At 67.4% G+C, this 21963-nt stretch carries 19 protein-coding genes and 1 pseudogene; 6 read left to right on the plus strand and 14 right to left on the minus strand.

Annotation, left to right across the window (positions count from 1 at the left end):
• The first annotated feature begins 156 nt into the window (after nucleotides 1-156).
• The 3 genes from WKW82_RS35400 to WKW82_RS35410 all read left to right on the plus strand — a co-directional run bounded on the left by WKW82_RS35400 (nucleotide 157) and on the right by WKW82_RS35410 (nucleotide 3494).
• Complete coding sequence (locus tag WKW82_RS35400) at nucleotides 157-1155, plus strand: transglutaminase family protein (RefSeq protein ID WP_340347799.1); 999 nt, start codon at nucleotides 157-159, stop codon at nucleotides 1153-1155.
• A 75-nt stretch (nucleotides 1156-1230) separates the two neighbouring features.
• Complete coding sequence (locus tag WKW82_RS35405) at nucleotides 1231-1686, plus strand: RidA family protein (protein ID WP_340347801.1); 456 nt, start codon at nucleotides 1231-1233, stop codon at nucleotides 1684-1686.
• Nucleotides 1687-1844: 158 nt separating this feature from the next.
• Complete coding sequence (locus tag WKW82_RS35410) at nucleotides 1845-3494, plus strand: hypothetical protein (protein WP_340347802.1); 1650 nt, start codon at nucleotides 1845-1847, stop codon at nucleotides 3492-3494.
• Nucleotides 3495-3588: 94 nt separating this feature from the next.
• Here WKW82_RS35410 and WKW82_RS35415 read toward each other — a convergent pair whose 3' ends face one another.
• From WKW82_RS35415 to WKW82_RS35445, 7 genes are all read right to left on the minus strand, one after another.
• Complete coding sequence (locus WKW82_RS35415) at nucleotides 3589-4749, minus strand: ROK family transcriptional regulator (protein ID WP_340347803.1); 1161 nt, start codon at nucleotides 4747-4749, stop codon at nucleotides 3589-3591.
• Between the two features lie 196 nt (nucleotides 4750-4945).
• Nucleotides 4946-5401: an RbsD/FucU family protein gene (locus WKW82_RS35420; RefSeq protein WP_340347805.1), complete on the minus strand. Its 456-nt coding sequence runs from the start codon at nucleotides 5399-5401 to the stop codon at nucleotides 4946-4948.
• Between the two features lie 29 nt (nucleotides 5402-5430).
• Nucleotides 5431-6234 (minus strand): ATP-binding cassette domain-containing protein, encoded by an 804-nt coding sequence (locus WKW82_RS35425; protein WP_340347806.1) that lies wholly within the window; start codon nucleotides 6232-6234, stop codon nucleotides 5431-5433.
• Nucleotides 6235-6393: 159 nt separating this feature from the next.
• Nucleotides 6394-7383: an ABC transporter permease gene (locus WKW82_RS35430; protein ID WP_340347808.1), complete on the minus strand. Its 990-nt coding sequence runs from the start codon at nucleotides 7381-7383 to the stop codon at nucleotides 6394-6396.
• Between the two features lie 15 nt (nucleotides 7384-7398).
• The gene (locus WKW82_RS35435; protein WP_340347810.1) at nucleotides 7399-8406 is read right to left on the minus strand and encodes a sugar ABC transporter substrate-binding protein; all 1008 of its coding nucleotides are present in this window, start codon (nucleotides 8404-8406) and stop codon (nucleotides 7399-7401) included.
• A gap of 133 nt (nucleotides 8407-8539) precedes the next feature.
• The gene (locus tag WKW82_RS35440; protein ID WP_340347812.1) at nucleotides 8540-10039 is read right to left on the minus strand and encodes a GMC oxidoreductase; all 1500 of its coding nucleotides are present in this window, start codon (nucleotides 10037-10039) and stop codon (nucleotides 8540-8542) included.
• Nucleotides 10040-10048: 9 nt separating this feature from the next.
• Complete coding sequence (locus tag WKW82_RS35445) at nucleotides 10049-11047, minus strand: Gfo/Idh/MocA family protein (protein WP_340347814.1); 999 nt, start codon at nucleotides 11045-11047, stop codon at nucleotides 10049-10051.
• A 147-nt stretch (nucleotides 11048-11194) separates the two neighbouring features.
• On the opposite strand from WKW82_RS35445, the gene WKW82_RS35450 reads away from it, so the two are divergent.
• On the plus strand, nucleotides 11195-12058 hold the full coding sequence (locus WKW82_RS35450) for a helix-turn-helix domain-containing protein (RefSeq protein WP_340347816.1): 864 nt from the start codon (nucleotides 11195-11197) through the stop codon (nucleotides 12056-12058).
• Nucleotides 12059-12135: 77 nt separating this feature from the next.
• On the opposite strand, the gene WKW82_RS35455 is transcribed toward WKW82_RS35450, so the two are convergent.
• The 7 genes and pseudogenes from WKW82_RS35455 to WKW82_RS35480 all read right to left on the minus strand — a co-directional run bounded on the left by WKW82_RS35455 (nucleotide 12136) and on the right by WKW82_RS35480 (nucleotide 18533).
• Nucleotides 12136-12582, minus strand: a complete 447-nt coding sequence (locus WKW82_RS35455; RefSeq protein ID WP_340347818.1) for a hypothetical protein — start codon at nucleotides 12580-12582, stop codon at nucleotides 12136-12138.
• A gap of 156 nt (nucleotides 12583-12738) precedes the next feature.
• Nucleotides 12739-12810, minus strand: a pseudogene (locus tag WKW82_RS40715) (DUF7577 domain-containing protein); the annotation flags it as partial.
• 10 nt (nucleotides 12811-12820) lie between these two features.
• A complete protein-coding gene (locus tag WKW82_RS35460) occupies nucleotides 12821-13474 on the minus strand; it encodes a hypothetical protein (RefSeq protein ID WP_340347820.1) in 654 nt (217 codons plus the stop codon).
• Nucleotides 13475-13812: 338 nt separating this feature from the next.
• Nucleotides 13813-15444, minus strand: coding sequence for a UdgX family uracil-DNA binding protein (locus WKW82_RS35465; RefSeq protein WP_340347821.1), 1632 nt, complete (start codon nucleotides 15442-15444; stop codon nucleotides 13813-13815).
• 42 nt (nucleotides 15445-15486) lie between these two features.
• The gene (locus WKW82_RS35470) at nucleotides 15487-16773 is read right to left on the minus strand and encodes a putative DNA modification/repair radical SAM protein (RefSeq protein ID WP_340347823.1); all 1287 of its coding nucleotides are present in this window, start codon (nucleotides 16771-16773) and stop codon (nucleotides 15487-15489) included.
• An 82-nt stretch (nucleotides 16774-16855) separates the two neighbouring features.
• Nucleotides 16856-17104 (minus strand): hypothetical protein, encoded by a 249-nt coding sequence (locus tag WKW82_RS35475; protein ID WP_340347824.1) that lies wholly within the window; start codon nucleotides 17102-17104, stop codon nucleotides 16856-16858.
• Between the two features lie 307 nt (nucleotides 17105-17411).
• Nucleotides 17412-18533, minus strand: a complete 1122-nt coding sequence (locus WKW82_RS35480) for a helix-turn-helix transcriptional regulator (protein WP_340347826.1) — start codon at nucleotides 18531-18533, stop codon at nucleotides 17412-17414.
• 339 nt (nucleotides 18534-18872) lie between these two features.
• Here WKW82_RS35480 and WKW82_RS35485 point away from each other — a divergent pair, with 339 nt between their 5' ends.
• Together WKW82_RS35485 and WKW82_RS35490 are read left to right on the plus strand one after the other, a co-directional pair.
• Entirely contained in the window at nucleotides 18873-19436 is a 564-nt protein-coding gene (locus WKW82_RS35485; protein ID WP_340347828.1) for an immunoglobulin domain-containing protein, read from the plus strand.
• A gap of 15 nt (nucleotides 19437-19451) precedes the next feature.
• On the plus strand, nucleotides 19452-21947 hold the full coding sequence (locus tag WKW82_RS35490) for an immunoglobulin domain-containing protein (protein WP_340347829.1): 2496 nt from the start codon (nucleotides 19452-19454) through the stop codon (nucleotides 21945-21947).
• The last annotated feature ends 16 nt before the right edge of the window (nucleotides 21948-21963 follow it).

The raw sequence follows: 21963 nt of genomic DNA on the forward strand, positions 1-21963 counted from the left end.
CAGGTGCAATTGGCCAGAATGCAACGACGGCGCGCGTGCTTTCAATTCCGCCAAACTCTTTTCCGGCGTGCGTGCGAAGTTCACCTTTCAATGAGCGGGATGGCGCCCTCCCCTGCATCTGCACAACTTCTCACGCCATCGGCGCAAAATCCCCCCATGCTGCTTCACGTCACCCATGAGACCCGCTACGACTACACGCCGCCGGTGGAAACCGCGCAGCACCTCGCGCACCTGAAGCCGCTGGCCACCCCGTCACAACGGCTGATAAGCCATAGATTGGCGATCAAGCCCGAGCCTGCGCAACGCAGCGAATCACCCGACATCTACGGCAACGCACGCGCCTTCTTCGCACTCGACACGACACACCAGAAACTGGTGGTCACCGCCGAGAGCGTGGTGGAAACCTCGAATCCCGTGCTCGCTCCGCACGCCGCGCGAACACTGCCCTGGGAGCAGGTGCGCGAGCGCTTTCAATACCGCAAGGACACGCGCTACGACGCAGCCACGGACTTCGCCTATCCCTCTCCCTACGTGCCCCGGCACGAAGACTTCGCGGCCTACGCGCGCCCCAGCTTCGCGCCGGGCCGGCCGACCTTCGATGTCGCGATGGACCTGTGCCTGCGCATCTACAACGAGTTCGACTACGACCCCGAGAGCACCGAAGTCAACACGCCCGCCGTGGAGGCGCTGGCCCAGCGCGGCGGTGTCTGCCAGGATTTCGCCCACATCATGATCGGCTGCTTCCGCACGATGGGATTGCCGGCACGCTATGTCAGCGGCTACCTGCTGACCCAGCCCCCGCCCGGCAAGCCGCGGCTGGTGGGCGCCGATGCCTCGCACGCGTGGGTGTCGGTCTACCTGCCAGGCATCGACGGCGCCGGCGACTGGGCCGACTTCGATCCCACCAATGGACGGCAACCGGGCGAGGACTACGTGACGCTGGCCATCGGCCGCGACTATTCCGACGTGTCGCCGATGCGCGGCGTGCTGCACGGCGGCGCGCGCCACACGCTCAAGGTGGGCGTGACGGTGATGCCGCTCGACGAGCTGTGCGACGAGGCGCGCATGCTGGCGGAAGAACAGGTGCGTGCGGCGGGGCAGTCGCAGTCGCAGTCGCAAAACCGGTCGCAGTCGCAATCACAATCGCAGTCCTGAATCCGACGCCCGTCCTCTCCATCGAGGTGCGCGCGGCAGGAGCCCTTTTTGAATGAACTTCCGGAGATGAACCTCATGAGCGTTTACGACAAGCTGACCCAACTCGGCATCAACCTGCCGCCGGTTTCCGTGCCGGCTGCGGCCTATGTGCCCTTCGTGCGCACCGGCAACCTGGTGTTCCTCTCGGGGCACCTGGCCAAGAAGGATGGCAAGGTCTGGGTCGGCCAGCTGGGCGCGAACATCGATACGGCCGAGGGCAAGCTGGCCGCCCGCGCCATCGCCATCGACCTGATCGGCACGCTGCACGCGGCCGTGGGCGACCTGAACAAGGTCACGCGCATCGTCAAGCTCATGAGCCTGGTCAACTCGACCGGCAGCTTCACCGAGCAGCACCTGGTCACCAACGGCTGCAGCGAATTGATCGCGGAGGTGTTCGGCGACAAGGGTGCGCATGCGCGCAGCGCCTTTGGCGTGGCGCAGGTGCCGATGGGCGCTTGCGTCGAGATCGAAATGATCGCGGAAGTGGGCTGAATCGACGCCGGCGCACGTTCCCTGGCGCAGCACGAGCCGCGCACCATCAGTGCCAGCAGCAACTGGCGCCGCAGCGATTCAAGTCCCTGAAGCTGCTCGATCAGGCAGGCGACAGCTTAGAGGATTACCCTTGAAAGATCCCTCCATGAACTGAGGCCATGTCGCACCTCGCTCCGCCACCCCACGTCCAGCACTTCCGCCAGATCCTGCTCTGGCCGTTGCGGCTCATGCCCACGCCCTCCACATCCGGTGGAAACGTCAGCCCCTGGCAGGTGCTGCGCTCGCTGGGCGCCGATTCGCCGTGGAAGGAAGAAGTCGACGAATACACGGGCGACAGCAGCCGCTTCCACGAACGCCACTACAACGAATTCGTGAGCTTCCTGCCCTACGTGCAGCGCTTCCTGTACGGCGAAGGCCGCGCGCGCGATGGCGGCGGCAAGGATGGCGATTCGCCGATGCGCGTGTTCCGCCGGCACGACATCGCGGCGGTGCGCATCGTCACGCGGCCGGACGAGGCGCCGATCACGCTGCAGGTGATCCACGCGGACCTGTACTTCTTCTTCGACCTCGACGTGGTGATGCTCAACATCGAGGTCGGCGCGGACAACATCAGCCTGGCGCAGGCGCAGGAGGTGCTCTACCGCTTCGGCCGCGCCTACCCGGCCGGCTGGGACCCCCAGGGCACGCCGCTGCACTGCCTGCACAAAGTCGAATGGCTGGGCGCCGACGGTGTGGTGCTCTCGCACTCCGACGCGCAAGACCGCGAGGCCTTCCTGTCGCACGTGGCCGAGCACCGCGCGCCGCGCTTTTCCGCGCACTGGGCGCACGTGATGCAGCCGCTGGTGAGCGACCATTCCGCCGAGCCGGGCGTGCTGCGCTACCGGCAGATCGAGTACTACCGCATGCCGACGATGGCGTATGTCTCGCTGGACGACCCGTCCCGGCTCACGCGCAACGACTATGTGCGGCTCGGCCTGATCACCGGCGCCGGCGAAAGCGACGCCACCCTGCCCTATGCCGAGCAGCACCTGGAGGACTTCGAGCGGAAGTACTGCTACGACCGCTTCTGGGTCGATGGCGGCAGCGCACCGAACACGCGCTACATGTGCAGCGGCTATTCGCTGGTGGTGGTGGGCGATGCGCGCTCCGAATTCTTCTGCTGCCGCGACCGCGGCGTGCTGGCGCAGTTCCGGCACCAGCACTTCTTGCTGTTCCTGATCTGCCACTTCCAGAAGGCATCGCTGCTGCTGTTCTCCGACCAGCTAGTGGAGGCGCTCGGCAAGCTCGACGTGCGCAACACGCCGAGCGTCAAGCGCTTCAAGCGCGCCATCCGGCACAACTTCGAACGCTTCCTGCGCTTCACGCACCGCTACTGGTTCCATGAGGTGTCCGAGCAGTCGCAGGTGCGCGCGCTCTCGCGCATGTGCGCCGCACACCTTGCGCTCGACCCGCTTTACGACGAGGTCAAGGACCGGATCGCCGAGATGAACACGTACCTCGACGCGGACAGTCTGCGGCGACAGGCCAACACTGTGGTTCGCTTGACGGTGGTGACGCTGTTCGGCCTGATCGGCACCATCACCACCGGCTTCCTGGGCATGAACCTGCTGGCCGAGGCCGAGTCGCCGCTGATGACCAAGCTGATCTGGTTCTTTGTGGTGTTCGGGTTCACGACCTGGCTCACGGTGTACACGATGGTGAAGTCGCAGCGGCTTTCGGATTTTCTGGATGCGCTGTCGAATGATCGGCTGACGTTGAAAGGGAAGCTGAAGGCGTTGGTGCAGGTTTGGAGGCCAGGGGCCGAGTAAGGTGGAGCCGTGCGGCGGCAGTTTGCGACACGCTCGTTCACGCCCCCGCCTACGGGCACGCGGAGGCGGCGCCTGGCGCACGAGCGCCCGGGCCTTACCGCTCAACCTTGAGGAACAGATCCCGATCCGGCGCAAAGTTGCCATACAAGGGCAGCAGCGCCCCACCAATGGCCCGCGCATCGGCCCCGATCGCCCCCGCCAGGATCTGCGGCCGCGTCACGCCCTCCCAGCTGTAGTGGTCGAAAGCCTCGCCGACCTGCGCCAGCAGCGCGGCCAGCATCTCGCGGCTGAAGGAGCCGTCGATGATCACGCCGTCCAGGTCGAGCAGTGCCGCCGCGCTGTCGATGGCCAGCGCAATGGCCAAGGCCGACTCGCGCATCCAGGCCTGCGTGACGGGCAACCACGGCGCCTGCAGCGCACGCTCGTCGGCAAAGGCGCTGGGATCGAGCTTCGCCTTCGCGTACATCGCCTCCAGCGTGAACAGCGACGCCACGCTCAGCAACTGGCGCGGCGGTGCACCGTCTGCACCGCCGAGGCCGAGCGGCATCGAGCCGACCGCGCCGGCATTGCCGGTGACGCCGTGGCGCAGGTGGCTGTCGATGACCAGGCCGCCGCCGATGAAGGTGTCGATGTAGATGTAGAGAAAGCTGCGGATGCTGCGCCCGCGCCCGGCCACCAGTTCGGCCACGCAGGCGGCGGAGGTGTCCTTGACCATTTCCACCGGCAACACGGTCATGGCCGCGACCTTGGCCTGGATGTCGATGCGGCTCCACTTGCCGGCCCGCTCCGGCGCAACGCCGAGCAATGATTGCCAGCCGCCGAGCGACAGCGGGGCCGCGATGCCGATGCCATGCAGCAGTTGCGCTCGCTTGGGGCCGAGCGACTTGCGCAGCGCGGCGAGGCGGCTGCGGATCTCGTCGAACAGCGTGTCGGGGTCGGGGAACTCGTAGTCGAGCGTGAGGCGCTCGCGCACCTGCGCGGTGAAGTCGACCAGCAGCACGTCCAGGCTGCGGCGGCCGATCTTGATGCCGATGGAGTAGGCGCCGTCGGGGTTCAGCGCCATCGGGATGGAGGGCTGGCCGATCTTGCCGCGCACCGGCGCATGCTTGAGCACCAGGCCATCGGCTTCGAGCCGGGCGATGATGATCTGCACGGTCTGCGCCGTGAGGTGCGTGACGCGTGCGATCTCGGCCTTGGGCAGCGCGCCGTGCAGGCGGATGGCTTGCAACACCACGCGCTCGTTGAACTGGCGCATGCCGACCTGGTTGGAGCCGCGCGGGCGCAGCCGGGGGGCGGCTGCTTCCGCGGGGCGCGCGGTCTCGGGAGACGGCCGAGCGGCGCTGGCGCTCGTACTTGCCGCAACTCTCATTGGTGCCCCCAAGCTCGGCACTTCGTGTCCTCGCTTCCCCCCGAGGGGGCGCGAGCTTGCTTGGGGCGGCCCGGCCCTGCGCTCATGGCACCAAGGCGTGCGCAATCACGCCCTTCTTGAAAACAAAATTCGAAAACGCCTGCATCTCCCCAGTTTGCACGATCGCAAACGCCCGCCCGACGCGCTCGTAGAACGCGAAGCGCTCCACCGCCTCGCACTGCCCCTCCTCTGCATCCCCGCGCTCGCACATCTTGCCAATCACGTCGCGCTGCAGGGCGGAGCGATAGCCTTGCGGCGTGTCGCCCACCTGCATGAAGGTCACCGGCTGCGCCACCGCCGCATCGAGCGGCAGCACCGACAGCACCGCCGCGCAGGCCTCGCGCATGCCCACGCCGGGCAGCCGGATGATCGGCTTGCCGCGGGCCAGGGAATGCGCGGTGAAGTTGGCGTCGGCCAGCACGATCTCGTCACCGTGGCCCATCTCGCACAGCACCTTCAGCAGGTCCGGCGCGAGCAATGGGTCGATGTTCTTCAGCATGGTTCTTCCGCTTCGCCTGCGTTGAACCTTCAGGCCAGCGCCTGCGCCGGCAGCTCGTCGGGACGCATGGCGCCGGTCATCACCGCCACCGTGTCACTCATGCTGATGTTCTTCGGGTTGACGATGCAGGCCCGCTTGCCCAGCCGGGCGATGTGGATGCGATCGGCGATCTCGAAGACGTGCGGCATGTTGTGGCTGATGAGGATCACGGGCAGGCCCTTCTCCCGCACCCGGCGGATGAGTTCTAGCACCATGTTGCCCTCCTTCACGCCGAGCGCCGCGGTCGGCTCGTCCAGGATCACGACGTGCCTGGCGAAGGCCGCGCTGCGCGCCACCGCCACGCATTGACGCTGGCCGCCGGAGAGCGTCTCCACCGCCTGCGTCATCGAGCGGATGCCCACCTTGAGGTCGTTCATGCGGGCGATGCTTTCGTCGAGCATCTTCTTCTTGTCGATGATGCGCAGCAGCTTGGAGAAGAAGCCTTCCTTGATGATCTCGCGGCCGAGGAACAGGTTCTCGGAGATTGACATCGCGGGGGCCACGGCCAGGTCCTGGTAGACCGTCTCGATGCCTTCCTTGCGTGCGTCCATCGGCGACTTGAAGTGGATCACCTTGCCGTCGAGCTTGACCTCGCCCTCGTCGGGAATCGTCGCGCCGGAGAGCGCCTTGATCAGCGAGGACTTGCCGGCGCCGTTGTCGCCGATCACAGCCATGATCTCGCCGGCCCGCAGTTCGAAGTCCGCGCCGTCCAGCGCGGTGACGTTGCCGTAGCGCTTGACCAGGCCCTTGGCCTCCATGACGAGCGGGCCGTGGGAATGTACCGGAGTAGTCATGTCAATTGCTCCACCGCGCTGCGCGCGTCACGACGCATGAAATAAAGGGGATGTACAAGGCTGCCTGTTCGTGAGCACCCGCGGAACCGGCTTTGCCGGGCCGCTGGGTGCGCCCCCTTGAGGGGGAGGCGCCGAAGGCGCTTCGGGGGTGTTCCATGACTAGCGAGCTCCCTTGCGAGACAGTTGATCGGTAGCGACGGCCAAGATGACCAGCACACCGGTGATGAGCACCTGGTAGACCGAGGCCACGCCCATCAGCGTCAGCCCATTGCGGAACACACCCACGATCACCGCGCCGAGCAGCGTGCCCAGGATGATGCCGCGACCGCCGAAGAGGCTGGTGCCGCCGAGCACCACGGCCGTGATGGCGTCGAGGTTCTCGGTCTGGCCGGCGTTGGGGTCACCCACACCGGTGCGGGCCACCGACAGCAGCGACGCGATGCCGTAGAAGAGGCCGGCGGTCACGTAGACCATCAGCAGCACCTTGTCGGTCGCGATACCGGTGAGGCGCGTCGCTTCAGGGTTGTTGCCCACCGCATAGACATGCCGCCCGGGCTGCGTGTCACGCAGGCCCCACCACATGAAGATGTACAGCACGATCATGAAGATCGTCCCGTAGTTGAGCGCCGCGCCGCCCAGCGAGATGGTGTTGCCGAAGAAGGTCATCGCAGGCGGCAAGTCGGTGATGGTCTGCGCACCCGAGTAAAGCTGCGTGATCGCGAAGGCGATGTTCATCGTTCCCAGCGTGACGATGAACGGCGGCAGCTTGATGCGCGTGACCAGCAGGCCGTTGACCAGCCCGAAGGCCATGCACGCCAGGATCCCGCACACGATGGCCAGGTACTGGTTCATGCCGCTGGCCACCGCCAGCTTGGTCATGACGATGCCGCCCAGCGACATCACCATGCCGCAGCTCAGGTCGATGCCGGCCGTGAGGATGATGAGCGTCTGGCCGATCGCGATCGTGCCCACCACCATCACCTGCTGAAGAATCAGCGAGAAGTTCTGTACCGAGAGGAATCGGTCGCTCTGCGTCGAGAAGAACACGACTGCGATCAGCAGCGCGATCAGCGGTCCGAGGGTGGCGACCGGCGGAAGCTTCAGCTTGCTTCCGGTGTCAGCTTTGGGGGTGGCGGCGGCGGTGCTCATGTCATGTCCCGGCGCTTACTTGTTGCCCCAGCAAAGGTCGGTGCCGACCTTTGTGTCCTTGCTGTCGACGCCGGCCATCGGCTTGTCGGTGATCAGCGTGACGCCGGTGTCGGTGTAGCCCTTGGCCTTGGTGCCGTTCTTGGCATAGGCCACGCCGGCTTCCACGCCCATCGAGGCCATCTTGAGCGGGTACTGCTGCGAGGTGGCGGCGATGACGCCGGCCTTCACGTTCTTGATGCCGGCGCAACCGCCGTCGACCGAGACGATCACCACGCCCTTCTCCTTGCCGGCGTTCTTCAGCGCCTGGAAGGCACCGGCGGCGGCGGGTTCGTTGATGGTGTAGACGAGGTTGATGTCGGGGTTCTTCTGCAGGCAGTTTTCCATCGCGGTCTGGCCCTTGGCCTGGTCGCCGAAGCTGTCGGCCATGCAGACCACGGCCGCGTCCTTCGCGAGTTCGTTGCTCTTGGCGTCGAGCGACTTGAGGCCGAAGCCGTTCATGAAGCCGTTGTGGCGCTGGGCGCCGACCGGGTGGCCCGGGAACAGGTCAAGCGTGGCGATCTTGGCGGGCTTGCCGGCCATGGCGACCTTGGCGTACTTGCCGATCAGTTCACCGGCGGTGTAGTTGTTGGTGGCGAAGAGCGCGTCGGCGGCGTCGGCCGGTTCGGTCGGGCTGTCGAGCGCGATGAACATCACGCCTTGCGCCTGGGCCTTCTTGATGGCCGGAACGATGGCCTTGGAGTCGTTGGGCGTGATCAGGATGGTCTTGGCGCCGCCCGCGATCATGTTCTCGATGGCCGTCACCTGGCCGGCGTTGTCGCCGTCCTGCTTGCCGGCGGCGCTCAGCAGCTTGGCGCCCTGCGCGGTTGCTGCCGCCTGGGCGCCCTCCTTCATCTTCACGAAGAACGGATTGGTGTCCGTCTTGGTGATAAGCCCGACCACCGGCTGGTCCGCCGCGACGGCGAAGCCTGCGGCGCAGAGGCCGGCGGTGATGGTGAGGGCAATGCGGATCGGGGTCTTCGGCATGAGTGTCTCCATTTGGCGTTTGCGGTCGGTGGGCGGCCGCGTTGGGTGGTGAGGGCCTTGCGTCGCCAGGTTTGGATGGCTGGCGGCGTGGAGCGATTGTGGGCGCGCCGACTAACTAAATCAATTAGATTTATTAAGTACTTTCCCGGATATGGCGCCCTACCCGCAGGCCCTGCGCGACGATGGTCAGGGCCGGATTGAGGGCGCCCGACGAAGGGAAATGGCTGGCGTCGACCACGAACAGGTTCGGGTGGTCGTGGCTGCGGCACCAGCGGTCGAGCGCGGACTGCGCCGGGTCGTCGCCCATGCGGACGGTGCCGCACTGGTGCGATGGCGTGTCGGCGCCGAAGGGGCGGCTCAGGATGGCGCTGAAGCCGATGCGCTTCAATAGCCCTTTGGTGCGGCTCACGAAGCGGCGATGCGTGGCCATGTTGGTTCGATGCCAGTTCAGCGCCACTCCGCCGCCAGTGAGTGGGCGCACGGTGCTCTGCGCATGCGGAAGGTCTTCGGACATGACCAGCCAGTCGACGCTGTGGCGCGTGAGCATGCGGCCTGCCCAGCGCGGCATCGCTGGCATGGCCGAGCGCACCATCGGCTCCTGGATGTTGCCCAGCATCTGCACGTTGCCGAAGGGTACGCGCTCGTCCGGTGCGCCGAGGTAGAAGTCGTTCAGCGCCAGCGTCTTGGTGAAGCGCGTGTCGTTGACGGTCAGCGGCAGCATGCCCATCAGGCAGGTCGTGTTGTGGTTCATGAAGTGTCGGCCGACGCAGCCCGATGTGTTGGCCAGACCGTTGGGGTGCCGCGATGTGGCTGAGCGCAGCAGCAACACGGCCGAGTTGATGGCGCCTGCGCTCAGGATGAACAGTGGCGCGCGCACCGTCTGCCGCTCGCCCTTGTGCAAGACCTCCGCAGCGACGATGTTCCGGCCAAGTTCATCAGTGACGAGGCGCGCGACCTCGCTGCCGGTCTGCAGCGTGACGTTCGGGTGGCGCAGGGCCGGGTCGATCAGGCACTTCTCGGCATCGCCCTTGGCCTGCACCGCGCAGGGGAAGGCGTCGCAAGTGCCGCAACGCAGGCAGGGGCCGCCTTCGCGCAGGTCGATGGCGGATGGCATGTGGAAGGGATTCAGGCCGAGGGCTCGCAACTTGCCGGCCAGCTCGCCTATGAGCGGCTCGTGCGGTACCGGCGGGAACGGATAGGCGCTGCTGCGCGGTGGCTCGCTCAGATCGGTGCCGGCGTGTCCGTGGACATGAAACAGTTGCTCGGCCTCGGCGTAGAAGGGCTCCAGGTCGGCATAGCGGATCGGCCATGCGGGCGAGATGCCGTCTTCGTGCTCGACGGCCTCGAAGTCGCGCTCGCGCAGGCGGAACATCGCGGTGCCGTAGAACTTGGTGTGGCCGCCGACGAAGTAGTACTGGCCTGGCGTGAACGCCCTGCCCTCGCCGTCCTGCCAGCGCTCCTGGGCGCGGTAGCGGCGCTCGACGAACACGGCCTCGGGGTCGCTGTTCTGCGGTTCGCGCGGCAGGCGCTCGCCGCGCTCGAGGATCAGGATGCGCGCGCCCGTGTCGGCCAGGCTGAGCGCCATGGCGCCGCCGCCAGCGCCGGAACCGATGATGACGATGTCGTAGTCCACGCCGCGCCCTCAGCCGAGGCGAACGGCCGTGCGCTGGCCCGTGCGCGAGGCCTCCACGACGGCCAGCGCCGCCGCCAGCGAGCGCAGCCCGTCCTCGCCGGAAGCCGCAGGCGCACCCTCGCCGCGCACCGCGGCAGCGAACTGCGCGAGCGAATGGGCATAGAGGTCGTGCGGCACGAGCGGCACCTGGCGCTCGCCTTCGGCAGTGCGCAGCAGCACTTCGCCCACGGGCCGTTGCGTCATCACGTCGCGGCCGACGATCGAGCCTGCCGTGCCATGGATCTCGATGCCGGTCCCCGCATGCGCGACGTTGAACGCATCGTGCAGTTGCGCCAGCACGCCGGTGTCGAAGCGCAGCACGGCCATCACGCCGTCTTCAACCGGGCCATCGCCCTGCGTCATGGCCACGGCCTCGACCGGCTCCGCGTCGAGCAGGAAGCGCAGCGTGTCGGCATCGTGCACGGTGATGTCGAGGATCACGCCGCCGCCCGCATCGGGCTTGTGCACGCGCCAGCCTTGCAGGTGCGCGGGCAGCTTCACCGCATGGAACACACGCGCGAACAGCGGCTGGCCGATCGCGCCATCGCGTATGAGCTGGCGCATCGCAATGTGCGAGGCGGCATTGCGCAAGTGGTGGTTGGTGCCCAGCACCACGCCCGCGGCATTGCAGGCCGCGACGATGGCCTGTGCGTCGGGCAGCGTCATCGCCAGCGGCTTCTCGCAGAGGACATGCTTGCCGGCGCGGGCTGCGGCAATGGCTTGCGGCGCATGCAACTCGTTGGTGGTGCTGATGTAGACCGCGTCGACGGCGGGGTTGGCGAGCAGATCGTCGAGCGCGGTCGTCGAGCCTGGGATGCCGTGTGCGGACGCGTACGCTGCGCCGCGTTGTGCATCGCCGCTCATCACGGCCGCGATGGTGTGGCCGGGCTGCGCGCGGATCGCGTCGATCATCCATTCATGGGCGATCGTGCTGGCGCCGATCAGTCCCCATCCGAGGGTGCTTTTCATTCGAGGTCTCCTTTCGTGCCAACAGCGGCACGGTGAAAGGAGCGTAGGTTCCGAAGGCCTTCGCGCATGGCAGGGATGCCGCAGCTTCTTGCACAATTGCCGCATCACCACGGCCTCTCGCCGACGCAATCACGCCATTCACCAGCCATGCCCCTGCGCCCCCGATTCGAACAAGTCAGCGTCGGCCGGGGCGAGTCATGGACCTTGTTCGACCGCCGCCTGCCAGCCTTTCCGTTCAACTGGCACTACCACCCCGAATACGAATTGACGCTCACGCTCAACAGCGTCGGCGAGCGCTTCGTGGGCGACCATGTGGCGCGCTATGGCGATGGCGACCTGGTGCTGGTCGGGCCGAACCTGCCGCATGCATGGCAGTCGCGCAGCGCGCTGCAGCCGGGGCAGCCGCACCATGCTCTCGTGGCCTGGTTCACGCGGGAATGGGCGGAAGGTCTGACCCTGCCCTATCCAGAGCTGGGCGGCATCGGGCCGTTGCTGGCGGACGCGTCGCGCGGGCTGTTCTTCGGGCCGTCTACAGCTGCGCTGGTGCGGCCTCGCTTGCTGGCCCTCATCGATGCCACGCCGTCCGCACGCTGGCTCGGGCTGGTCGAGGTGCTGCTGATGCTGGCCGCCGATGCCGGGCGCGAGCCGCTCGCACTGCAAGGCTTTGCCGGAGAGGATGCGCCACGCGAGCGCGCACGCCTGGACCGCGTGCTTGCCCATCTGCACACGCACTATGCCGAGCCGATTCGCCTGGCCACCCTGGCGGAGCTGGCAGCGATGAGCGAGAGCCAGTTGCAGCGCTTCTTCAAGCGCTGCACGCGCACGACGGTGAGCGACTACCTCGCGACGCTGCGCATCGGCCACGCCTGCGCAATGCTGCTGGAAGGCAACCGCAGCATCGCCCATGTCGCCGAGGCCGCGGGCTATGCGCAGCCGAGTTACTTCACACGCCAGTTCCGCGCGGTGAAGGGCATGACGCCGAAGGAATTCAGGCTGCGGTTTTCGGCATGACGGCGGCATGACGGCGGCATTGCGGCGCGCATTGGCACCGATCGGCGCTGGCCGGGGGCGCCTGCGAGCGAATCGGATCAGCGCCTGCCGTGGCGCTCCGACCAGGTCCTGTACGGATACCCGCCCTGCGTGCAGAGAGCCTCGCCGTACGGGTTGTAGCGGTCGCATGCCGCGCGGGCACCTGACGTGGAGACGGCCACGGGTGTCAGCCGGCGGTCCTTGCGTGGCTTGGCGTTGCTGGTCGGGACCGCCCGGGCGGGTCGTGCCTTCACGCGCGGGTCTGGCGTGGCCGCGGGCACGACGGTGGGCTGCGTTGTCGTCGCATCCTGGCGGTCTACCCATGATGCTTCGGGCTTCCACACCGGCGCATGTGCGGCGGTCAGCACCTCGACCTCTTCCACCGCATGCGAGCGCGGCGGAGGAACGGCGGCCTGCACCAACGCAAGACCAGGGGGCGCATGCATGCGGGGCACGCGCGACGCCGTCGCCACCCACACGACCAGGCCCACGATACACACCAGCAAGAGCACTCCGAGGCAGAGCCACGACGCCACCCTCCGTGCGTCCGGCAAGCTGGCCGGTGCAACGACCGACTGCCGGCCACCGTCCGCATCACCCGGGGGCGCCGTCCGCAGCGATTCCAGCAGCGAAGGCGCCGTGGGCAAGAACGCCGGCAACTTGGAAAGGCAGCCGCGACAGAACATCGCACTGTCGCGGTTGTCGGTTCCGCAGTTAGGGCAGGCAGCTGGCATGCCCGTGACTTTAGCCGGCCAGCGTCGGGTCGCGGCGCGCTTCGTCGAGGCGACGTTGGCGGATCGGTTGCGCGCAAGACGACGCGCGAGCCGCCGATGGCTCGGCACAGGTACGGTTGACACACATCGCGCGGGCGAAGAAATTCAACTCGTCGCACTTGGCCAGTTGGACCGCTGCGCTCTGCACAGCGGGCACGTGCTGCGGCGGCGGTGCCTGCCGCTTGACCGCAGCGACTCTCCTGGACGGGCGATCCACTGCCGCTTTTTCAAGCGTCTCGTATTCGTCTTCGTCAGCGGCGGAAAAACCAGTTTCGGGTGGCGCCTCGCTGATGGCCAAAGTCGTCGACTCGGGCGGGACGGCCACCGGCATCGCGGCCCGCGCCGGCAACGCAATCGGAGCGAGCGGTTGCAGCAAGGTGCGTTCCACGGGCGCTTCGGACTGCGCGGATTCGACCAGCGGAAGACCTGTGGCGGCCGCCACGACGATCAGCAGCGCACCCATGCAGCCTGAGGCCAGTGATACACGTCTTGGCTGGGGTGGTGCGACTCTCTGCCGGGTCGATTGCTGCGACGCGAGGGATGCGTTCGCCGAGTAGTACGCGGGCAACTTGCCCGTGCAGCCCTTGCAGTAGCGGCGCGACCCCAGGTTGATGGTCTGGCACACCTCGCAAACAGTGCGGGGTGACCGGCTGCGCCAGGGCGCGAGGTCCAGCAGGTCACCAAAGGCAACGGAAGTCCTCGCCGGGCTCGGCCGGGCTAGGGGGGGGCCCATCATCGGCCGCGCGGCGTAAGGACCGCGACGCAAATCAATTCGACACGGTGGCTGGACATCATGCTGGGCTCCTGGCTCGAACGGGCTGCAGGCAAGATGCAACGTCGGGCCAACGCAAGCTGTAAGACATCACGCAGTCCGGCTGTCGATGGTGCGCCGGGTGCCGCAACAACTGTCAACACCGCGCTGCAACTTGAAACTACAGCGCCAACGCGGACGAAGGCGTGCGTTCAGTGGCGCGCACCCCGAACTGCCAGATCGGTGGCCAATGAAAGGTCGGCCAGCCATGCGGCATAGGCCTCGTCCTGCTGCGAGGGGTCGCCGCGCAGCAAGGCGGAAGGATGCAGCGTGACCAGCACCCGCTCGCCGCGCGGGCCTTCGTGCCATTGGCCGCGCTCCTTCATCACCGCGACGGGGCGGCCGAGCAATGCGCGCGCCGCGGTTGCGCCGAGCGCCACCAGGGCTTGCGGCTTCACTTGGTCGATTTCGCTTTCGAGCCAATGCAGGCAAGCCGCGGCCTCCTGCTGGCTCGGCGTCTTGTGGATGCGGCGCTTGCCGCGCAACTCGAACTTGAAATGCTTGACGGCATTGCTGACCCAGATCCTGTCGCGCGGCCAGCCGAGGTCGGCGCAGGCGCGGTCGAACAGCTTGCCGGCCGGGCCGACGAAGGGATGGCCGCGCAGGTCTTCCTGGTCGCCGGGCTGCTCGCCGACGACCATCAGCGTGGCGTTGACCGGGCCTTCGCCGAACACGGATTGCGTGGCGTGCTCGCCGATCGGGCATTCGCGGCAGCGGTTGGTGGCGACCTTGAGTTGGGCCAGCGCCTTGGCAGGGTCGGTGGAAACCTTGAACTGGGCGAGCGCCTTGGCCGGGTCGGTCGAGAGCGTCGGGTGCGAGGCGGACATGGGCTGCTCCTCGATGTTCGCCGCCTGCACCAGCGGCACGATGCGGCGCGTGGGTGTCGTGGCCGGCGCATCGATCATCCGGCCGCTGCGCGACAGGGCCTCGGCGGCGAGCGGGCTGATGAGTTCGGCCTCGGGCAGGTTGCGCCAGTAGCGGCGCGGCATCTCCTTCTGCATCATCGCCAGCTTGAGCCGTGCGGGGTTGAAGATGTGCCGGTAGTAGGTGAGCCACAGGGCCTCGCCCGCATCGGCCGGCGGCGCGTCCTGCTTGTGCGCGCCGGGGCCGAAGCGGAGGAACTTGCCGTCCCATTCCATCGAACGTTCCGGCGTGAGGATGGCCCATCGCATCTGCGTGAATCGGCGCACGAAGAACGGGGCGATGGCCTCGACGATGTGATGCTCGGGCTCGAACCAGGCGACGTGCAGCGGCGTCGTTTCGTCGCCTCGCGGCGCGAGGGTGCGGAAGCGGACGAAGGCCGTCATCTTGTGCATGTCACGGCGAACCGCCTTCGCCATCTGGTCGGCCTGGACGCGGTCGGGGTCGATGGGGTCGTGCCTGAGTGCCGGCTCGTGCATCAGGCGCCAGAGCAGGCGGTACAGCAGGCCGAAGCGGCCGGGGTCGCGGTGCAGGACCACGGTTTCGCAGAGGGGGATGAAGTCGGGTGGGACGGAGGTCGAGGCTGGCCCTGATCGCGCGGCCGTGACCGGCGAGGGCCGCTGCCCGATGACTGGCGACGAGCGCCCGCCCGTGGCTGACGGGAAGCTCTCGACCGCGGGCGGCTCGATGGCGGGTTGCGCGGCGAACAGGTCTGCAGCTGCGCTCGCCTGCGTGTGCCAGACGACGTCCCCGGGTGACACGCCCCGAGCAAGCATCTCGCGTGCTTCGCGACGGAAGCCGGGCCAGTCGGTGTCGCCGTCCAGGGTGACGGTATGAGGGGCGAAAGATGGCTGCGCAGGCATGGGCTCAATCTCCGGCCGCGCGCCGGATCGCCCTGTAGGCGCTCAGGCGGAAAACAGCGAAGCCTGCACTGGCGCGGGCTTCAACCGCGCCGCCAGATCGCTGGCCTCCAGCGCCCGGCCGGGCCGGTGGTCGGCCAGCAGCACGAAGGGCATCACCTTGCGCATCGGCACGTGCAGCCGCTTGAGGTCGTCGCTGCGCAGGCGCCGAACGCGACGCGCGACCAGCAGGCGCTCCGCGGCCTTCACGCCCAGGCCTGGCACGCGCAGCAGCATCTCGCGCGGCGCGAGGTTGAGGTCGACCGGGAAACGATCGCGATGCGCCAGCGCCCAGGCGAGCTTGGGGTCGACGTCGAGCGACAGCATGCCGGCCGTGCCCTCCGCCGACGCTGGCACGATCTCGTCATGCGTGAAGCCGTAGAAGCGCATGAGCCAGTCGGCCTGGTAGAGCCGGTGCTCCCGCACCATCGGCGGCGCGGCCAGCGGCAGGTTGCGCGAGGCATCGGGGATCGGGCTGAAGGCCGAGTAGTACACGCGCTTGAGGCGATAGGCGCCGTACAGGTTGGCGCTGGTCGAGAGGATGGTGCGGTCGTCGGTGGCGTCGGCGCCGACGATCATCTGGGTGCTTTGGCCGGCCGGCGCGAACTTGGGCGCCGCCGCCCTGCCCGGCTTGGCGCCGGGCATCGACGCGACCGGGGTGGCCGCGTCGTCGCGCGCTGCGCCCTTGGCATCGTCGATGTGCACGCGCAGCCGCGCCATCGAACGGCGGATGGCGGCGGCGTCCTTTTCGGGCGCCAGCGCCTCGAGCCCCTGCACCGTCGGCAACTCGATATTGATGCTGAGCCGGTCGGCGTAGCGCCCGGCCTTCTGCAGCAGCTCGGGCGAGGCATCCGGAATGGTCTTCAGGTGGATGTAGCCGCGGAAGTCATGCTCGACCCGCAGCACGCGCGCCACCTCGACCACCTGCTCCATCGTGTAGTCGGGGCTCTGGATGATGCCACTCGACAGGAACAGGCCTTCGATGCAGTTGCGGCGGTAGAAGTCGAGCGTGAGTTGCACCACCTCGTCGACGGTGAAGCGGGCGCGCGGCACGTTGCTGCTGACGCGGTTGACGCAGTAGAGGCAGTCGTACTGGCAGAAGTTGGTGAGCAGGATCTTCAGCAGAGAGATGCAGCGGCCGTCGGGCGCGTAGCTGTGGCAGATGCCGGAGCCTTCGGTCGAGCCGATGCCGCGCCCGCCGACCGAGTTGCGCTTGCTGCTGCCGCTCGAAGCGCAGGAGGCGTCGTACTTGGCGGCGTCGGCGAGGATGGCGAGCTTGCGTTGGACAGTCACTGTACGAATATACAGTCGATGCGAGCCAGCGTCCATCGCAAGGGCACAGGAGCGGCGAGAAGCTCGCTACTGCCGACCTTGTTCACCGCGGCTGCGTTCGACCGACCAGCATCTGCCCGATGCGTGCCACGCCACCCGTGCCGCTCGCAGCCCGGCTCACCAGCGCGGTGCCCAGCGCCCCGGCCAGCGTGCGCCCGATGAAGGACCTGCCAGTGGCGGCCTTCCACAACAGCAAGGCGCCCACGCCGAGCACGATGACGTGCTCGCCGGGAAAGTCGGCACGTTGCTGGTCGTATTGCTTCAGTTGGTCGATCACGGATTCGCGTTGCATCTGAGGGCTCCTTGCTTCAACGCCCCCGTGATACGTCGCGCGCGGCGCGCCCGATGTAGGCATGTACGCCCGCCACTCGTCAGGCCATCAGCGCAAACATCGGGGCCCGAGGGCGGCAGCGTGCGCTGCTGGCTGTGTGAAAGCCGGCGTTGGCGTCGCGCCGCTGCCGACGGTGCTCGGGAATTCGGAACCGGAACCCATGGGGTGTTTGGCCCCGTGGCGGTTCTCATGGGACTGGCGACTGCTGGCGATGCCCAGGGATACGCAGGACGGCGCGCGTGAACGCCCTGAAGCCGATCATCACGCGCTAGCGCCCCAGGACCAGTCGCACCAGTTCGCTTTGCCGGCGCCTTCCTGTCTTGTCGAACAGCGAATTCAAGTGCGTGCGGACCGTTGCGGGAATCACGTCCTTCTCGGCCGCGATCTCCCCCACGGTACGGCCGGTCGCGATGCGTTGCAGCACGTACTGTTCGCTCGATGTGAGCGCGAAGTGCCGGGCCAGGCAGCGTTGCCAGCTTTCCTCGTCGCCTTCACTCTCATGGCCGTCCAGCATCACCAGCATCACGCTGGCGCGCGGCCATTCGCAGGCGTAGTGCGGGACTTCGCGGATGGGCACGGCGCTCAGGGTCATGCGCCGCACGCGCTCGTCTTCGACGGCCAGCACCACCGTCTTGCAGCAGATCCTGCTGGCGCCGGAGACCAAGGTCTTGAGCGCAGCGGAATCCAGATTGCCGACGCCGCGCAGATAGCCGTTGGCCGCCTTCAGGAGGCACCCCTTGCGCAGCATGTCCAGCGCCGATGTGTTGCAGAACTCGATGAAGGCGTCTTCCCGCAGGATGAGCGCGGGCGTCGGCAAGAGCTTCAGTCCGATCGCGGGCGAATGCTCAGGCGCGACGTGGCGTGCGAGTTTCCAATGCAGGCGCACGGCATGCTGGACCGGCCGCCAGAAGCGGGCCAGCGCGCGCTTGTCTTCCTCGTCGAAATCGCGCGACGAGAAGGGGCTGCCCACGATGAGGTGCGTGACCGGCGCGCACGGATCATCGGCGTCGCATACCTTGAGCGAGATCTTGTGACCGGCACCGCCACCGCTGAAGCGGCCGAAGTCGTTGTAGTACGCAGTGCGCTTCACATCGGCGTCTGGCAGGAATTCGCGTCCGAAGTGCACATCGCCAGCCGTCTGGAAGAAGCGCTTGCCCGCAACCGCCACCAGCCAGGGGTCCTGCGCCGCCCAATGGGCCTTGTAGGCCGCAATGTCTCCATAGCCGTCGGTGATGGCGCCCAGGTGCGGCCCATTTGCGTCGACGCCCGGTGAAAACATCGCGCCGCCCATGGCGCCGGTCGCTGCGCAGGCGGCGCGCAATACATCTGCCCAGCGCGCCGAATCGAGCGCCGCGGCGCTGGCCAATTCGTACAGGTCCTGGACGTTCATGCAGTTGCGCCGGTTCTTGGAAAGGCATTCTTCGCAGATAGAAGGACCGGCGCAACGGTCCAAGGCGGGCGAAGCGTCCGCTTCCTCATCCACTTTGTGGAAGAACTGCGCCCAGGGCATGGCGGCCCGCCGTACAGACACTTCCCTGCGAGAACGCGAGATCGCCGCCCTTGTTGCGATTGGCGCGTGCAGACGCCGAGTTCACACCCATCGATTTCCTCTGTCATTTGATAGAGGAACACCGCGTTGCTTCTTGCTACTTTCAACCATCACGGCGCGCCGATGCGGGCTTTTCCGCGTAGGACGAGCGTCCGGATTTCGACGCAAGGAGAGAAAGTCATGGCGAAGATGCTGATGCTTTTCATGGCCATCGAACGCGGAGCCCTCGCACGCGGATGTCGCTGGTGCCTGCTTGCCTTCGCGGCCCTCCTGGTCGCCTGCGGCGGCGGCGGTGGGCGCTCGTTGCCGCTGCCGACGCCTGTCGTCGCGCCAGCGATCACCACACAGCCTGCGAGCCTCTCGGTTGCCGAAGGCCAGGCGGCCAAGTTCAGCGTGACCGCCAGCGGCACCGCGCCACTGAGCTACCAGTGGCGCCGTGACGGAACGGACATTCCGGGCGCGACCAGCGCCGATTTCACCCTCGCAGCCACGACGGCCATCGACAACGGCGCGATCTTCACGGTGGCCGCAACCAATTCCGCCGGGTCGGCGACGAGCAGCCCGGCCATGCTCACGGTCGGCCCCATGGCCATTGCGCCAGTCATCACCGCGCAGCCGGCCGCAACTGGCGTGCTGGTCGGACAAACGGCCAACTTCGGCGTCGCAGCGATGGGCACCGCCCCCTTGAGCTACCAATGGCTGCGCAACGGCGTGCCCATCTCCGGCGCCACCTCGGCAAGCTAGGACACCGCCGCGACCGTGGCCGCGGACGATGGGGCTCTCTTCTCCGTGGTGGTGACCAACACGGCAGGCGCCGCCACGAGCGGCGACGCCCTGCTCACCGTCACGGCCGGGGCCGTGGCGCCCATCGTCACTGCCGGGCCGAACAGCACCACCGTGGCCGCAGGCCAGCAGGCCACCTTCTCGGTCACCGCGACCGGCACGGCGCCCTTGAGCTACCAATGGAGCCGCAACGGCACCAGCATCCCGGGAGCGACTGGCGCCAGCTACACGACGCCAGCCACCACTGATGCCGACAACGGCGCAAGCTTCGTCGCGACGGTGACGAACGTCGCCGGCAGCGCCACCAGCGGCGCGGCCGTGCTGTCCGTCACCGCGGCACCCGTGGCGCCGTCGATCGTCACGCAGCCGGCGAGTGTGACTGTCGTCGCCGGCCAGACCGCGAGTTTCAGCGTCGTCGCCGACGGCTCCGCGCCCTCGAGCTATCAATGGAGACGAAATGGCACGACGATTCCAGGTGCCACGGCGGTCAGCTACACGTTGCAGAACGCCAGCGCAGCCGACAACGGCGCGCAGGTCTCAGTCGTCGTGAGCAATGCGGCCGGTTCGGTGACCAGCAACGCGGCCACCCTGACGGTCGGTGCCGTCGCGATCGCGCCGGCTGTCACAACGCCGCCGGCCAACGCCAGCGTCACCGCCGGCCAGACGGCGACCTTCAGCGTCATCGCGACCGGCACCGCACCGCTCGGTTATCAATGGCAGCGCAACAACGCCAACATCGCGGGTGCGAGCAGCGCCAGCTACACGACGCCTGCCACTGGCCTTTCCGACAGCGGCGCGACCTTCCGCGTCGTCGTCAGCAATCCAGGCGGAAGCGCGACAAGCGCGCAGGCCACATTGAGCGTGACGGCGGCGCCAGTGGCACCCACCATCGGGACGGCGCCGGCGAATGTCACGGTGACTGCCGGCGCGACGGCCACGTTCACCGTGGTGCCGGGCGGCACCGCACCGCAGACCTTCCAATGGAGTCGCAACGGCAGCCCGATCGTCGGCGCCACGGCGGCCAGCTACACCACGCCCGCGACCACGATCGCCGACAACGGCGCCACCTTCACGGTGACCGTGTCCAATGTGGCCGGCAACGTCACCTCCGACGCTGCGACGCTGACGGTGATCTCGGTGTGGACCGGCATCAAGCAGGACGGTGCGCAGTTCCCCTCGCCACTCGTACCGTACAACGTCGCCTACAGCGTCGCGACGGATGCGCAGGGCAACGTGGTCATCGGCGGCTATACGACCGGCATCTTCACGGCTGGCACGGACCCAGGCGCATCGAAGCCCTTCATCGCGAAGTACGGCCCGGCGGGCAACGTGCTGTGGCAACGGCTGGTGCTGGACGCGTACAACGGCTTTGGCGTGGCTGAGGCGGTCAACAGCGTCGCGGTGGACAGCGCGGGCAACATCTACGTCACCGGGCAGACACTCACGACGCTGGCGGGTGAGATCGCGGCAGGCAATACCGATGTCTTCGTCGCGAAATTCGGCCCCGACGGCACGCGGTTGTGGGCTCACCAGTTCGGCTCCAACGCGTTCGACAGCGGCCTGGGCATCGCGGTCGACGCCAACGGCAACTCCTTCATTGCCGGGCGTACCTTCGGCCAACTGCCGCTGACCAACCCGCCAGGTGGCACCAGCATGTGGTTCCTTGCCAAGTACGACACGGCGGGCGTTCGCCAGTGGATCAAGGAAGACATGTTCCACACCGGCCAGCCTGCGCCGTACAACGAGGGCCACGGGGTGGCGGTCGACGCGGCGGGCAACGCCTACCTCACGGGATGGGCATCCGGCAGCCAGTTCAATGCCAGCGGCGCCTACGTGGCGAAGTTCAACGGCAGCACCGGTGCCCAGATCTGGGAAACACTGCTGGGCCCGGCCGTGCCGAACAACGGGCTGCCGGTCACGAGCGACAGCATTGCCGTCTCTGCAGATGGCAGCCGCGTGTTCATCTCGGGCCGCACCTACGCAGACTTCGACGTGGCGGGCAACCCGACGGTGAACCCCTTCTGCTGCACCGCAGGCGACGCCCTCATTGCGCGCTTCGACGGCTTTGGCACCCTGCAATGGGCGCACAACCTGTCGTCCCAGACCCTGAGTGGCCCGCGCTACTTCGACGAGGAAGCCTTCGGCATCAAGACCGACGCTGCCGGCTCCGCCGTCTTCATCACGGGCTACACCAACGGCGTGATGCCGGGCGAAACCTCCAAGGGCGACGAAGACATGTTCGCGGCGCGCTTCGAGGCCGACGGTACACGCACCTGGGTCAGGCAATACGGCTCCGGCCTGCCCGCAACGGGCCCCCGGCACGACCGCGGCTACGGCATCGCGATGGACCTGCACGGCGACCTGTTCATCGCAGGCTCGACCATCGGCACCTTCGGCACGCCAGGCCGATCCACCGACCGGGTGAACTGGTTCGTCTTGAAGATGAAGCCGACGGACGGCAGCTTGTATTGATGGGTTTGCGAGATGA

The sequence above is a fragment of the Variovorax rhizosphaerae genome (assembly GCF_037889975.1).
Classification (GTDB): Bacteria; Pseudomonadota; Gammaproteobacteria; order Burkholderiales; family Burkholderiaceae_C; genus Variovorax; species Variovorax rhizosphaerae.